Here is a 14,464-nt window from a genome sequence, read left to right as displayed (position 1 = left end):
ATCCGGCCTGCGGCTGCGTCTACCCAGGATGACGACACTCTGCGTCAGCCCCWGGAGCCCCCGATGCCGTGCCCCCGCCCCCTTGTCCTCGCCCTGTCGCTGGCCTGTGCCAGCGCCCTGCCGCTGCTGCCCGGCAATGCCCACGCACAGGCCGCCACCCGCAGCTACGATCTACCCGCTCAGCCGCTGGCTGCCGCACTGGACGCCTACAGCCGGCTGACCGGTATCGACCTGGTGATCGGCGCGGCGCTGCCCGCCGGTCATTCGGCGCCAGCGCTGCGCGGTGACTTCGACGACGCCCAGGCCCTGTCGCGCCTGCTGGCCGGTAGCGGCCTGCGCCCACGCTTCATTGATGCGCGCCGCGCCACCCTGGAACCGGCGCCGGCCGAGCGCAGCGACGGCAGCCGCCGCACCGGGCCGCTACGTGTGCAGGGCGATACTGCACACGGCAACGCACCGGGCGCCGGTGCCAGCCAGTATGTGCCGGCCACCCGCGATGGCTTCGCACCCACGGTCGGCAGCGAACGCGTAGCCATGGCCGAACGCCAGGACGGCAACAGCCTGCTGCGCTCGATGCCCGGCACCCACAGCTTCCATTCGCGCAGCCAGCCCGGGCTGCAGGTCAACATCCGCGGCATGACCGGTGCTGGCCGGGTCAACACCATGATCGACGGTGTCACCCAGACCTTCCGCAACAATGCCGGGCATGGCTCGGGTGGTCCCTTCGCCTACGTCGATCCGTTCCTGCTGGCCGGTGTGGACGTGCAGCGCGGTGCGGTTGCCGGCGGTGACGGCGCTGGCACGCTGGCCGGCAGTGCCAACTTCCGCACGCTCGATATCGACGATCTGCTCGGCGAGGGCCGCGACTGGGGCCTGCGTGCCGGCTACCGCCACGGGAACAACGGCTACGGCAGTGGCCGTACCTTCGCCGGTGCCTGGCGCCACAGCGAAGAAGGTGGCGACCGCCAGTTCGGCCTGCTGGCCGCTGCCAGCAGCAGCCGCAGCAGCGAATACGCCACCGCCCGGGGGCAGAAGAACAACGCCGATCCTGGCAGCCAGCAGCCCAGCAGCTGGTTGCTGAAAGCGCGCCTGCAGCCCAGCGACCAGCATCGGCTCGACCTGAGCCACATGCGCTACGAGAACGACTTCTACCACAACTACCCCTGGCAGATTTCCGCGCGCAACCAGCGCGCCAGCTATCACTTCACGCCCTATACGCCGTGGATCGACCTGCGTGCGACGTTCGCCAGCAACAAGACCCGGCTGTTCTACCCGCCTGTGGAGGATTCAAACTACATCGGCCGCCGCACCCACAGCAGCCTGAGCAGCTGGACGCTCGACAACACCAGCCGCTTCGATATCGGCGCAGTGCAGGCGCGCTGGAACACCGGCATCAAGCACCAGTCGGACATCTACGTTGCCGACACCCCCATCCTGCGCGGTGCCAACCCGCAGGGCCGCAGCCAGCTGGACAGCGTATTCAGCACCCTGGAACTGCAGTACGACATCTACGCGCTGACCGCCGGCCTGCGCCAGGACCGCTACGGCATCCGCGGGCATATCCCGGTCTGTTCGGATGTGCCGGGCCAATGCACGGAGATCAATGGCGGCAACATCGATGTACGCCGCAGCGAGCGGGCACTCAGCCCCAGTCTGGCGGTTTCGCTGCAGGCCACCGACTGGCTGCAGCTGTTTGCAGAAGTCTCGCGCACCTCGCGGCCGCCGCGCGTGCAGGAAATGTTCTTCGAGAAGATCCCGCTGGAGGACGCCAGCGTCGCCGATGGCATCGGCGCCAATCCGTTCCTGCGCCGCGAACGCTCACGCAACCTGCAGTTCGGTGCCAACCTCAGCACCGATTCGCTGCTGGTCGACGGTGACCTGGCGCAGCTGCGCATCACCCGCTTCGACAACCGCATCCGCGACTACATCAAACCGCAGTACCTGCTGATCGTGCATCCGCCGGAAGTGGAGCCGCTCGTGGTGCCGATCGATAGCGATCCGCAGCTCAATGCCTGGACCGATGTGCTGGATGCGGACGACTTCACCGCCACCACGCGCTGGATGAACCATCCCGGCGTGGTGCGCATGCACGGCATCGAGCTGGAGGCGCACTACGCCAGCGAGCACTACCACGCCACGCTCAGCTGGACCCGCTCGCGCACCAGCGCACCGGCCATCGAGTTCGTCAACCTGGAAGACATCACCGCCCTGCCCGACCGCTACTGGACCCTGGACGTGGGTGGCCGCTGGTGGCAGCAGCGCGTGCAGGCCGGCCTGCGCGCCGAATACTCCGGGCCCACCGAGGAAGGCTACGACTTCTTCCAGACCCGCAAGACCGGCGGCACCGGCGTGCTGCTGGACTTCTACGCCAGCTTCAAGCCACAGGCCAATACCACGCTGTGGCTGAACATCGAAAACCTGCAGAACAAGTCCTATGACAACAATGCCTCGATCGACAGCATCTTCAGCCCGATCCTGGACCGCGGCAACGGCCGTGGCCGCACCGTCTCGATGGGCGTCAATGTGGCGTTCTAGCCGTCGCTGGTTGCCGCTGTGCGTGCTGGCGCTGGCGGGCGCGGTGGGCGCGCAGCAGATGCCCGGCACGGTGACCGACCTGGCCAGCGGCCAGCGTCTGGACGAGGCCGCGTTCGTGCAGCGTGTGGCCAATGCGCAGCGGTCGCTGCTGGGTGAACGCCATGACCTTGCCGGCGACCACGCAGCCCAGCGCTGGCTGTTGAACGCCCTGCAACGGGAGCGCCCGCAAGGCGCGCTGGTGATGGAGATGATCGCCAGCGAGCGCCAGCCGCGCCTGCAACGGGTGCAGCGCTGGCTGGCCAGGGGCAACCATGCTGATGGCGCACGCCTGCAGGAGCTGCTGGACTGGGATGCACGTTGGCCGTGGATGGCCTATGGCGGGCTGGTGCAGGACGCCACCCGCTCGGGTATCGCCCTGTTCGGAGGCAACCTGTCGCGCACCGAGGTCAACGCGCTACTGGCCTCCACCGGAACCGTGCAGTTCCCGGTGGCCGCTGCAAAGCAACGACTGTCTGTGGTGGTACTGGCTCAGCACGCCGATGCCGCGCCGATGCTGGACGGCATGCTGGCCGTGCAGCAGGCCCGCGACAGGCGCATGGCACAGGTGGTTGCCGGCGCACCTGCGCCGGCACTGCTGGTGGCCGGCCGCTGGCACGTGCTGCGGGGTACCGGCGTACCGGGCTACCTGCCTGCGGATGTTCCGGCACTGGTAATCGTGCTCGCTTCGCCCGGCGAAGTTGTTGATGCGTCCGACGCCGATCTGCTGTGGGTGCTGGGCGATGAGTGAGCGAGGCCAACATTGGCAGGCCATCGCGATCAGCGTCGGCCTGCATCTGCTGCCCCTGCTGCTGTTCGTGCACTGGGTGGCAGCGCCGCCGCTGCCGCCACCGCCGGAACAGGACGTGCGCATCAGCCTGCGCCTGCTGACACCGGCCACGCCACCGCAACCGGTGGAGGAGCGCCAGGCCGACACCCCCAGCCAGGCCCAGCAGGCGCGCGCCTCGCAGCCCACCAAGTCACCGCCGCCGCCCAAACCAACGGCGGCGCGCGAGGGAGAGCTGGCCGCCAGCGAGACGGGCGGGACAGGCCGCAAGCCATTGCCGCTCGCCCCGCCTGCGGCCGCGACCGATGCAAGTCCCGCACCGGCATCGATCACGGCCGCGCCGCCCGCTCCGGACGCGCCACCGGCGGACTTCCAGGCCGGCGCCGCCAGCGACCAGTGGGAAGCCCGCCTGATGGCGCGGCTGGAGCGCTATCGCTACTACCCCGCCGCCGCACGCTCACGGCGCCAGCAGGGCACTGCCTGGGTCAGGGCCAGCATCGACCGCGAAGGTCGCCTGCTGGCCCTGCGGCTGGAGCAGTCCAGTGGCCAGCCGATGCTTGATGACGCGGCGCTGCAGACGTTCCGTCGCGCGCAGCCGCTACCGCCCATTCCGCTCGAGTTGAAGGCACCACAGGAGCTGGTGGTACCGGTGGAGTACTACCTGCGCTAGGCGCTGTGGAACTACCAGGCAGTCTGCGACCTCAACCCGGGTTGAGGTCAAATACACCCAGCGCAACAGAGCGGTCCGCCGCGCGCAACGATCGCTTCCTGCTGTCGAGCCGAGCCCACGCTCGGCTGCTCCTTGCGAATGGCAGCCGAGCATGGGCTCGGCTCTACAGAGAAGAAGCAGGCAGCCGGGCGTGGCGCCCGGGCAGAAGAAACAGGGCTACGTCCACGCCGGGTCGGCGGTGAAATCGATGGTCAGCCAGAACGTGCTGCCACGGGCATCCAGCCGCACCGCGATCTCGTCGCGCATCGCATCGACCTCACCCACCGAGCCCAGCGGCATGGCCGGGTCGGCCAGTACATGGATCTCGATGAAGCGCATCCGCCCCATCTTCGCCACGTGACTGGTAAAACCGGCATAACCGCGTTCCGCCACGAACGCCTGCATTACCTGCTGCACGCGCCGGTCCAGATCATCCGGCGCCACCTGCAGGACTTCACGCATGGCCTTCCACGCACTGCGCGCCGGCACCGGCAACACCGCCAGGCTGATCAACGCCAGCACGATCGAATCCAGGTACGGCACCCAGTGGTGCCACTCACCACCGTGCAGGACCAGCGCCAGCACGAAGGCCAGCACCACCGCCAGGCTCATCAATCCACCCAGCAGCCAGCCGCGCACATCCAGCCACAACAGCGCCGAGCGCAGCTTCCGCGCCCGCTGCGCGACGAACGCGGCCATCGCCAGGTTGCTGCCACTCAGCAGCGCCGCCCACCACAGCGCGGGCCCGAATTTCACTTCGTGCCCGCCCGTGGTCAAACCAATCACCGCGTTGGCCAGCGCATACACGCAGGCCAGCGACAGGATCACCCCACCGAGTGCCTCGACCATCGGCTCCAGGTGCCAGTAGCCGTACTGGAAGCGCGGACTCTGTTCCCGCGCCACCAGCCGCAGCACCGACAACGACACCAGGGTCAGGGCGACGTCGACCAGGCTGTACACACCGTCGAACAGGATGGCCTGCGATCCCACCAGCAGGCCACCGCCGAAGCCGACCACGCTGACCGCGATGGTGATCCCGATCGAGAACTTCAGGATGCGTTGCTCGCGCGCGGTCTCCATCATTCGCCGAAGGGCCGACCGTCGCCGGTCAGGCCTTCAGCACCTCCACCTTGTACGAGGTCACATCGCCGTCGTGCTCGATGATCAGCCCATGCACGTCCGACTCGAAGCCCGGGAAGCGAGCATTCTGCTCGCGGGCGATGCGCAGCGACTGGATGATCGGCTCGTCGCTGTCGCCGAAACGCTCACCCGGCATGATGGTGGGAATGCCGGGCGGGTACGGCACTAGCATGGTAGCTGCGACGCGGCCACTGAGCTGCTCGATGTCGACCCGCTCGATCTCGCCCTTGACCAGGTGGTTGTAGGCATCGGCCGGGGTCATCACCGGCGTCGGCAGGTCCACGTACATCTCGCGCATCACCTTGGCCACCGCGAATTCCAGGTTGAACGCATGCAGTGCGTCGCACAGGTCGCGCAGGCCCCAGCCGGCATAGGCATTCGGGTAGTCGGCGGCCAGCGTCGGCAGTGCCTGGCTGAGCGGCGCGTTGCGGTCGTACAGTTCCTTGAATGCCATCAGTTCGGTGACCAGCGTGCTCCACTTGCCCTTGGTGATGCCCATCGAGAACAGGAACAGCACCGAGTACAGATTGGTCTTCTCCACGGTGATGCCGCGGCCCCACAGGAACTTGCTCAGCACCGCCGCCGGGATGCCCAGCGTGCCCATGCTGCCATCCATCGACAGGCCCGGGGTCAGCAGGGTCACCTTGATCGGGTCGATCAGCACATAGTCGTCGACCAGGTTCTCGAAGCCGTGCCAGTGCGCATCCGGCTGCAGGTACCACTCCTCGCGCTTGGCCACCAGCGGTGCCGGCGTATCGCCCTTGTCCAGGCTACGCTCGACCTTGGTGGGCTGCCACACGCTGAACCACCAGTCGTCGCGGCCGAGGTCGTCACGCACGTGCAGCATCGCGCGGCGGAACGCGATCGCTTCGTCGTGCATTTCCTGTACCAGCGAGCGGCCGGCGTCGCCCTCCATCATCTTCGAGGCCACGTCACAGGCTGCGATCACCCCGTAATGCGGGCTGGTGGAGGTGTGCATCATGAACGACTCGTTGAAGCGCTCGGCATCCAGGTCACGCTGCGCCGAGTTGCGCACGTGGATCATCGACGCCTGCGAGAACGCGGCCAGCAGCTTGTGGGTGGAATGCGTGGTGAAGATGATCGCATCCTGCTCGCGCGGCTTGCCCTTGGCCATGCCGTAGTGGTTCTCGTAGAACGGATGGAACGCGGCATAGGCATACCAGGCTTCGTCGAAGTGCAGGAAGTCAACCGCGCTGCCGATCTCGTCGGCGATCTTCTCGGCGTTGTAGCACAGCCCGTCGTAGGTGGAATTGGTCACCACTGCGATGCGCGGCTTGGAGCCGGCCTGGTAGGCCTTGCTGGCCAGCGGATTGGCGGCGATGCGCTGCTGCAGCGACTCGGGCCTGAACTGGTCCAGGCTGATCGGGCCGATGATGCCGTGCGCGTTACGGCTGGGGGTGAAGTACACCGGCACCGCGCCGGTCATGATCAGCGCGTGCAGCAGCGACTTGTGGCAGTTGCGGTCGACGAACACCACGTCGCCGCGGGCCACCGTGCCGTGCCAGACGATCTTGTTGGCGGTGGAGGTACCGTTGGTGACGAAGAAGGTATGGTCGGCACCGAAGTTGCGTGCCGCCTCTTCCTCGGCGTCCTTGATCGGGCCGGTGTGGTCCAACAGCGAGCCCAGCTCCGGCACTGAGATCGACAGATCGCTGCGTAGGGTGTTCTCGCCGTAGAACTGGTGGAACGCACGGCCGACCGGCGACTTGGTGAACGCCACGCCGCCGGCATGGCCCGGCGTGTGCCAGGAATAGTTCGACTCGGCCGCATGATGGATCAGCGCCTTGAAGAACGGCGGCAGCAGGTTCTTCATGTAGTCTTCGGCCGCGCGCATCACCTGCCGCGAGATGAAGCTCTTGGTATCTTCGAACAGGAAGATGAAGCCGTGAATGTACTTGAGCAGCTTGCTCGGTACCTTTTCGATGGTGCGGCGCTCGCCGTACAGGAACACCGGCAGGTTGGCACGGCGCGCGCTCTGCTCGCGCAGGAAGGCGGTCAGGCGCTGGAACTCGCCATCCACCTCCTCGCTGCCGTCGATCGAGATCAGCACCGCCGAGGCCGCCACGTAGGTGCGGGCACCGGCGCGGGCATCATCCAGATTCAGGCCACACAGCACGCGCTGGTCGTTGCTGCGCAGCTCTTCCACCAGGGCGCGGATCAGGATGCCACCGATGCGCGGTGACTCGTAGTCGTTGTCGATGACAATGACTGGATAGTCCAGGGACTTGAAGTACACGTTGATTCTCCTTGTCTAACTCAGGAACGCTGGGCGCCGGCGGTGATGGCCGAGGCCTCGCGGGCGCGCTGCCGCTGCAGGCGGCGCTCCTCGCTGAAGAAGGGATAGAACACGGTGATGAACAGCACGAACAGGAACGCGTACTGCACGATGGTTCCCGACGAGCCGTAGATCGCCCACAGGCAGTACACGACGGTCAGGCTGGTCAGCGTCCAGAACGCACCGGTGTGGATGATGGTGTGCGAGCGTTCGACCACGAAGTAGCAGGCCACGCACGAGTAGATGTACGGCAGCAGGGTCAGCACCACCGCTGCCGACGTGATCACGTCGAACTGCGCCGACGCGGTTTCCGAGGTGGAGGTGACCAGCACCGCCAGGGTCATCAGCACGGCCACGATCAGCACGCCCTTGACTGGCACGTCATCCTTGTTGGTCTTGCTGAAGATGCTCGGGAACAGCCCGTCGTCGGACGCCGCCTTGGCGCTCTGTGCGGTCAGCAGGATCCAGCCGCCCAGCGAACCAGCCGCACCGATGAAGGCGCACAGGCTGACCAGCGCACCGCCCCAGCCACCGACGGCTTTGGCGGCAGCCAGCGCGAACGGGGCATCGGAGGTCTGCAGTTCGCCGTTGGGTACCATGCCCATGATCACCGACGAGCTGGCGATGTAGGCGATCGCGGCCAGGAACACGCCGGCCAGCGTGGCACGGGCCACGTTCTTTTCCGGGTTCTCGACCACACCGGCGGTCACCGAGGCCGACTCGACACCGATGAAGGCCCACAGGGTCAATGCCGCGGCGCTGGAGATCGCGCCGAAGTTGGATTCGCCGGATACGTTGTAGGCGCCCTTGAAGATATCGGCATCGAAGAAGAACCAGCCGAAGATGGCGATGCCCAGGATCGGTACCAGCGCGAAGCTGGTGGTGACGGTCTGCACGCGGCTGACGAAGGCCGGGCCGATCATGTTGGCGAAGCTCAGCGCCCACACCAGCACCAGCACCGCGATGCAGCGCACCAGCGGCTCGGACAGGATCGGGAAGAAGTAGCTGAAATAGCCCACCGCGGCGATCGGAATGGCCACGTTGCCGATCCAGTTGGCGAACCAGTAGATGGTATTGGTCTGGAAGCCCATGTAGGGCCCGAACCAGTCGCGCGCATAGGCGTATGGACCGCCCGCCTTGGGCGCCAGCTTGCCCAGCTTGGCGAACACGAAGGCCAGCAGCAGCGCACCGGCAGTGGTGATCAGCCAGCCCCAGATCGAGGCGGTGCCGATCTTGGCCAGGCTGGAGGGCAGCAGGAACACGCCTGAGCCCATCATGTTGCCGGCGACGAGGAAGGTGGCTCCGACCACCCCGATTTTCTTTGCTTCTGCCATGACAATCTCCTGTACTGGCATGAGCCCGGTGCGGCCGGGCGTGGGGACGGTTGCGCTGGCGTAACGCCGCTGGCGCTTACTTGATGAAGTTGTATTGCAGGCTGCCCTGCACCCGGACCGTGTCGCCGCGCGCGCCGCTTTGCTGTTCCAGCCGGCCATACAGCAGTTCCATGCCCATCGTCCACGACGGCGCCGGGCTCCAGATCAGGTTGAACACGCCATAGCGGCTCTGGCGGAACGCGTCGTCAGCGAGTGCGGCATTCCGTTCCAGGGTCAGCTGGCCGACGATCAGGTTCGAGCGCCACAGTGGCGACCAGTAATGGGTGTAGCCGACAAAGCCGCCATGCAGATCCAGTACATCGAGGCGCCCATCGGCACCGACCACCGCATCCAGGCCCGAGCCGGTCAGGTCGGCGGTGTAGCGGCTCAGGCCGCGGCCACCGAGTGCACCGAACAGCAGCAGGTCGCGCTCGCCCACCGATGCCGAGCCGCTCAGCTGCAGGCCGCCGGCCATGCGCCGGTCGCGTTCGTCCTCACCGTCATAGGCGAGGCTGCGCGCCACCGCGCCCAGCTGAAGATGGCCCCAGTCACGCTCCATGCGCGCGGTCACCGTTATGTCGGGCAAGCGGTTCACCGCTGCGCGCTCATCACTGGCACCGGCCAGTTCGGTCTCCGGGTCTTCGGCAGCGACGGTCAGCGTGTTGCCTTTGCCCATCGTGAAGCTGTGGTGGATGCCGGCCACCAGCAGATAGCCGGCGCCGCCGGGCCCGGCGAAGTCCAGCGTGTCAGGCAGGCTGTCCGGGTCCATGAAGCTGGAGTAGCCATAACCGGCATAGGTATTACCGAGTTGTCCGTAGGCATGCCGCAGGCGGAACTCATAGCCGTCGCTGCTGCCGAAGAAGTCGTTCTCCAGATAGAAGCGCAGGTTGCCATGCGAGGTCGGCCGCCGCGCCTCGAAGCTGAAGCGGGTCTGCCTGGCGTGGATGTTGAAGTTGGAGACATCGCGATGACTGCCACCGACCGGCATCGACGAAGGAATGAACTGGTCCTCGTCGCCTGCCGCACGCGAATCGGCGATGGCATCGAGCTTGGCGTAGCCACCGATACGGATCACGGTGTCGGTGCCGGGAATGGCGAAGAAGCCCTTCAGATCGGGGTCGGTCGGGCCGGCTGCGCTGTCCGGTCGCGATGCGGCTGTGGACGGATCAGCCACCGAATCGCGCTGTGGCAGTACCGGCTGCGCCACTCCCGGCACCTGGGTGCGATGAACCCCATCGGCAGGTGAGGCAGCGGAGGCAACAGGCGCCGTTGCAATCGATGCGGGCACCTGTGCCTGTGGGGACACAGCCGCGGGATCGCGCTGTTCGAGTCGGTCCAGTCGTTGCTGCATGCCTTCCAGCGCATGGCGCATGGCGGCGATCTCGCGCCGCAATGCCTGCGCATCGTTCGCATCTTCTTGTTGCGCATACGCCGGCATGATCGCCAGCACGCTCAGACACGCCAGACTCAGTACCGCCAAACGCATTGCATCCTCCCCGGACGAACACTCGCAGCACGTTCCCGGAGCGCACGCATGCGCCGCCCTGGCTTCGCGTTGCCGTTGCTGGAAATGCGGGTACTGCGTCGACGACACCGGACAGCCTGCGCGTGGCAGGCAACAGGACGATGACACTGCCCCACCCGCACCGGTGTCGGCGCCATCAAGGTCGCGCTGCCAGAGAGGTGGCGACCGCAGTGGTCTGGGTAACAATCAGGGAGTGAGAATGTCGTGAATGGCTGTGCCGACCGCCCCGTTTCAGGGCATGTCAGGCGCGGCATCCATGGCGCGTTGACGCTGTATTCCATGCGTCACAGGCTAGTCCGACTGTCGTTTTTGGCCTTGATTGGAATCAAGGCGCGATGCTTGATGTCAGTCACGATTCAGACGTGACGACGAACAGGTGGTGCGCAGCCTGCGTCACACATAGGAATGTCGAAGAGCAACAGGCCCGCATGCTGCCATGCGGGCCTGTGGGGTCACATCACGACAGGGGTGCCGTTCAGCGCGGGCCCAGCACCGTCTGCAGGTCAGCGCCCTGTGGCATACCGGAGCGACGTTGCACCTGGCCCTGCGCATCCTGGAACAGGATGCCCGGTGTGCCCTGGAAACCCATCTCGATCATCAGCACCTGGTTGGCATCGAGCTTGCCCGCAATCTCGCGACTGATGCTGGGCAGCGCCTTGATGCCACCACGGTCGAACGCGTGCTCGTTCTCCAGCAGCGCCGCGCTTGGATCACGCGCGGCGAGGATGGCTGCGGCCTTGGCAGGGCTGTCCTCGCGGATCACGCCAACCATGATATGACGCAGCTGCACCTTGCCGGCATCGACCCACGGCCGCGCTGCTTCCCAGAACTTGTGGCAGTAGGGGCAGTTGGCGTCACTGAAGGTATAAACCACGCGCGGCGCATCGGCCTTGCCGTCGCGCACCCAGGCGCTGGCCTCCAGTTTGGTCCACATCTTCGCCGACATCGGCGCGGCCACCAGCTTTTCGACGGCCTCAGCGGCTACGTCGTTACCCTCCGCATCGAACAGGCTGCCGACCAGTACGTGCTTTCCGTCGGCAGTGACGTAGGCCGCCGCCGGCTGCTGCCCGCCCACCACGCCAGCAAAGCCGCGCAGGCCGCCGGGCGCATCGAACTCCGCGACAACCTCGAAGCCATGCTTCTCGATGCCCTTCAGCACCGCAGGGCGGTCGCCCTTGCTGGCAGGCGATGCGGCCGCCGCAGCCGGTGCTGCGGCACCCTTGGCCGGCGGTGTCTGTGCCTGGCTGCAGGCGGCCAATGCCAGCATGACCGGCAGCAACAGCACCGCCGGGGCAGTGCGCAGGGAAGTCGACAACATGGGAACTCCGTAATGAGATGCCCGCGCAGGCTACCGCAGCCGGCGCAGTTTGTGTTCAAGACCGGCGGCGGTCAGTTCACCCAGATGCAGTTCACGCAGGCGTCCTTCAGCGTCGAAGAACAGCGTTGAAGGATAGGCCCGCACGCCCAGCGCCGTAGATGCCGCCGCCGCATCGTCCAACAATACGTTGCCAAGCGTGAGCTGTTCGCGCGTGACAAAACCCTGGATGTCGTCAAGGGTTTCGCCCTGGTTGAGGAACACGAACTGCACCTCTGCATGGGACTGCTGCGCTGCTGCCAGAACCGGCATCTCTCGCCGGCACGGCCCGCACCAGCTCGCCCATAGGTTCAGCACCAGCGGTTTGCCACGGAACTGCTGCAGATCCACCCTGCTCCCCTGCAGATCAACGACCTGCAACGCCGGCAGAGGCATGTGCCGCTCCTGCCATGCGGACAACAGCTGACTGCCCCCTGCCCACAACAGTACACCTGCCAGCGCGGCACCCAGCACCGGGACACGCAATGCGCGCCATGGACGCAAACGCCAGATCCCCCACGCCAATCCCGCAACCACGACGACCGCCGCGTGGTAGCCACCGTCCGCGATCTGCAGAATGCTCCATGGCGCCTCGCGATACAGCGCGAAGTTCAGCACCACGAAGCTGATGCGACCACACAACAGGCCCACCAGGAGCATGTCCAGGACCATGCTTGCTGCAGAAGGCAGCGGCAAGCCATCCTTCCTGCGCGGCCAAAGACGTGCCACGGCCATGGCGATCAACACGCACCCGAGAATCAACACCACCGGCATCGGCACCGGTCCCACGCTCGACATCAGCCCACCTGCTCAATCGTCCATTGACTGCATGGTCGAAGTCTCGCGTCCAGGTTGCAAGGGTAACGAAGCAACAGACTTCAGGCCGCGCTGCGCCCCACCTGCAACGCCGGGGGCGATTGCAATCCGCGCAGGCTGCCCGCCACGGACGGCATCAAGGGCCGCTCGCGACGCTTGCTGCTGACATGGCGCCGATAGTTGGCAGGCGTCATGCCGACGATGCGCAGGAACAACCTGCGGAAAGCACTCTGATCCGCGTAGCCAACGCCCCAGGCCACCTCATCGATGCCCGCCCCCTGCTGCAGCAGGGTCTGTGCCTTGGCGATACGCAACCGCTGGCAGTACTCGATCGGCCGCAGGCCGGTGGCCCTGAGAAATCGTCGCTGCAGTGTCCGCGGCTCCAATCCCGAAATTTCGCATATCGCAGCCAGGGTTGCACCCCGTGCAGCCGTAGTGTGCAGCCAGCGCTGCGCCTTGAGGACATCGCGATCGCCGTGCGCGAAATTGGCGCTGAAGCGCTCCAGGTCCTGCTGGATCGTGGCCGGCACAGTGATGCCCAGCTGTTGCGCCACCTCGCTGGCCACGCCCTGCCCATGCAGCCGGTACAGAAGCCGCAGCCCCAGAAAGCGCCAGGCCTGTGATCCACCCACCGTCAGCAGATCACCGTCGTCCACCAGCGCCCGCTCGCTCGGCACCCAGCTGGCGGCCTGTGCGTGCAGACCGGGATGGCGCCCAAGATCAGGCCCGCTGACCGTGCGCCCCGCGAGCAATCCGGCCCGGGCCAGCACGCCCACCCCATCGCTGGCGGCAGCCAGCAGACTGCCGCCGTCGTAGTGTGCGCGCAGCCAGTCCAGCAGGACTTCATCAGAGCGCAGGCAGGCGCCAGCACTGATCTGACCGGGCACCGCAATCACCGCAGGGATGGCCGCATCCAGCATTTCCGCACCCGCGATGCGATGCACACCGGTCTGGCTGGCCGGCACGATCCAGCGGGTGACCAGCACGCGCTTGAACGGCCGACGCTGCTGCTGGGCCAGGCGATTGGCAACGTGCGCCATCTCGGCCAGCACCGATGCGGCCGAAGGGTCGCCTCCCGGGTACTCGACTACCGCGATCTCGACGAATCCTTCGTTCCTGAGTCCTTCCACAGACCACCTCCTCGCTTCGTTGCAGGCCATCGGATGGCCGGTTCAGGCGAAGGGTAGGAACTGGCCCATCGGCGGGGCTATGAAGAAAGTTGCAAACTGCGCTGAATACGCGCCGCAGGCCCCGCGTTGACTCTTGACCTGACTCAAGGCTTCACAATGGACCGCAGCATCCGCAGGAATCCGCATGAACATTGGACAACTGGCCCGCCAGGCGGGCGTGCCGATCGATACGGTCCGCTACTACGAACGGCAGCAGCTGCTGCCCACGGCGGCCCGCTCGGCGGGCGGCTATCGCATCTTCGGTGAACAGGACCTGCGCCGCCTGCGTTTCATCCGCCGCGCCAAGGCGCTGGGCTTCAGCCTGGAAGAAATCGGTGAACTGCTCGCACTGAGCGACCGCCGCTCCCAGGACATGGGCAGCGTGCGCGACACTGCTCAGGCGCGTCTGCAGGACATCGCGCAGCGGATGGCCGAGCTGCAGCGGATGCACACTGCACTTTCGCAGCTGGTCGACGCCTGCCCGGGCCACGGGACCCTGGACCTGTGCCCGATTCTGGCTGCGCTGACCGATGACACTGCGTAGTGCCAGGACCCCGGCATCCGCTTCGCGGCACGCGTGAAGAAAAGTGCAACAAATGCTTGCCAACCCCCTGGGGCAAGGCTATTATTTCGCTCCTCAGCGACGTGGGGCCATAGCTCAGCTGGGAGAGCGCCTGCATGGCATGCAGGAGGTCAGCGGTTCGATCCCGCTTGGCTCCACCAC

Annotated in this window: 11 protein-coding genes and 1 tRNA gene; 5 read left to right on the top strand and 7 right to left on the bottom strand. The window is 66.3% G+C overall.

The window, feature by feature from the left end; translation table 11 throughout:
• Positions 1-63 precede the first annotated feature (63 nt).
• From D7Y61_RS15110 to D7Y61_RS15100, 3 genes are read left to right on the top strand one after another with little or no spacing between them, the layout of a single operon-like run.
• Positions 64-2,535 (top strand): TonB-dependent receptor, encoded by a 2,472-nt coding sequence (locus D7Y61_RS15110; protein WP_180867315.1) that lies wholly within the window; start codon positions 64-66, stop codon positions 2,533-2,535.
• Complete coding sequence (locus tag D7Y61_RS15105) at positions 2,522-3,322, top strand: ChaN family lipoprotein (RefSeq protein WP_180867312.1); 801 nt, start codon at positions 2,522-2,524, stop codon at positions 3,320-3,322. The genes D7Y61_RS15110 and D7Y61_RS15105 overlap by 14 nt, the downstream gene beginning before the upstream one ends.
• Positions 3,315-4,028 carry an energy transducer TonB family protein gene (locus tag D7Y61_RS15100; protein ID WP_180867310.1) on the top strand — a complete coding sequence of 238 codons (714 nt, stop codon included), beginning with the start codon at positions 3,315-3,317 and terminating at the stop codon, positions 4,026-4,028. The genes D7Y61_RS15105 and D7Y61_RS15100 overlap by 8 nt, the downstream gene beginning before the upstream one ends.
• 216 nt (positions 4,029-4,244) lie before the next feature.
• Here D7Y61_RS15100 and D7Y61_RS15095 read toward each other — a convergent pair whose 3' ends face one another.
• The 7 genes from D7Y61_RS15095 to D7Y61_RS15065 form a co-directional block, all read right to left on the bottom strand.
• Positions 4,245-5,147, bottom strand: coding sequence for a cation diffusion facilitator family transporter (locus D7Y61_RS15095; RefSeq protein WP_180867570.1), 903 nt, complete (start codon positions 5,145-5,147; stop codon positions 4,245-4,247).
• A gap of 28 nt (positions 5,148-5,175) precedes the next feature.
• On the bottom strand, positions 5,176-7,464 hold the full coding sequence (locus D7Y61_RS15090; RefSeq protein WP_180867307.1) for an Orn/Lys/Arg decarboxylase N-terminal domain-containing protein: 2,289 nt from the start codon (positions 7,462-7,464) through the stop codon (positions 5,176-5,178).
• Between the two features lie 20 nt (positions 7,465-7,484).
• Positions 7,485-8,837 carry an arginine/agmatine antiporter gene (adiC, locus tag D7Y61_RS15085; protein WP_180867304.1) on the bottom strand — a complete coding sequence of 451 codons (1,353 nt, stop codon included), beginning with the start codon at positions 8,835-8,837 and terminating at the stop codon, positions 7,485-7,487.
• A gap of 76 nt (positions 8,838-8,913) precedes the next feature.
• Positions 8,914-10,362: a DcaP family trimeric outer membrane transporter gene (locus D7Y61_RS15080; RefSeq protein WP_180867301.1), complete on the bottom strand. Its 1,449-nt coding sequence runs from the start codon at positions 10,360-10,362 to the stop codon at positions 8,914-8,916.
• Positions 10,363-10,876: 514 nt separating this feature from the next.
• Positions 10,877-11,719 carry a thiol:disulfide interchange protein DsbG gene (dsbG, locus tag D7Y61_RS15075; RefSeq protein ID WP_180867299.1) on the bottom strand — a complete coding sequence of 281 codons (843 nt, stop codon included), beginning with the start codon at positions 11,717-11,719 and terminating at the stop codon, positions 10,877-10,879.
• 30 nt (positions 11,720-11,749) lie between these two features.
• Entirely contained in the window at positions 11,750-12,553 is an 804-nt protein-coding gene (locus D7Y61_RS15070) for a TlpA disulfide reductase family protein (RefSeq protein ID WP_180867296.1), read from the bottom strand.
• A gap of 80 nt (positions 12,554-12,633) precedes the next feature.
• A complete protein-coding gene (locus D7Y61_RS15065; RefSeq protein WP_180867293.1) occupies positions 12,634-13,701 on the bottom strand; it encodes a helix-turn-helix domain-containing protein in 1,068 nt (355 codons plus the stop codon).
• 184 nt (positions 13,702-13,885) lie between these two features.
• Here D7Y61_RS15065 and D7Y61_RS15060 point away from each other — a divergent pair, with 184 nt between their 5' ends.
• Both D7Y61_RS15060 and D7Y61_RS15055 read left to right on the top strand, forming a co-directional pair.
• A complete protein-coding gene (locus tag D7Y61_RS15060; RefSeq protein WP_180867291.1) occupies positions 13,886-14,284 on the top strand; it encodes a heavy metal-responsive transcriptional regulator in 399 nt (132 codons plus the stop codon).
• Positions 14,285-14,387: 103 nt separating this feature from the next.
• Positions 14,388-14,463: transfer RNA gene (locus D7Y61_RS15055), tRNA-Ala, on the top strand.
• The last annotated feature ends 1 nt before the right edge of the window (position 14,464 follow it).

Source organism: Stenotrophomonas maltophilia, assembly GCF_013464485.1.
Lineage (GTDB): Bacteria > Pseudomonadota > Gammaproteobacteria > Xanthomonadales > Xanthomonadaceae > Stenotrophomonas > Stenotrophomonas maltophilia_AW.
Note: the sequence above shows the minus strand (reverse complement) of the source record. Positions and strands in the feature narration are given on the sequence as shown.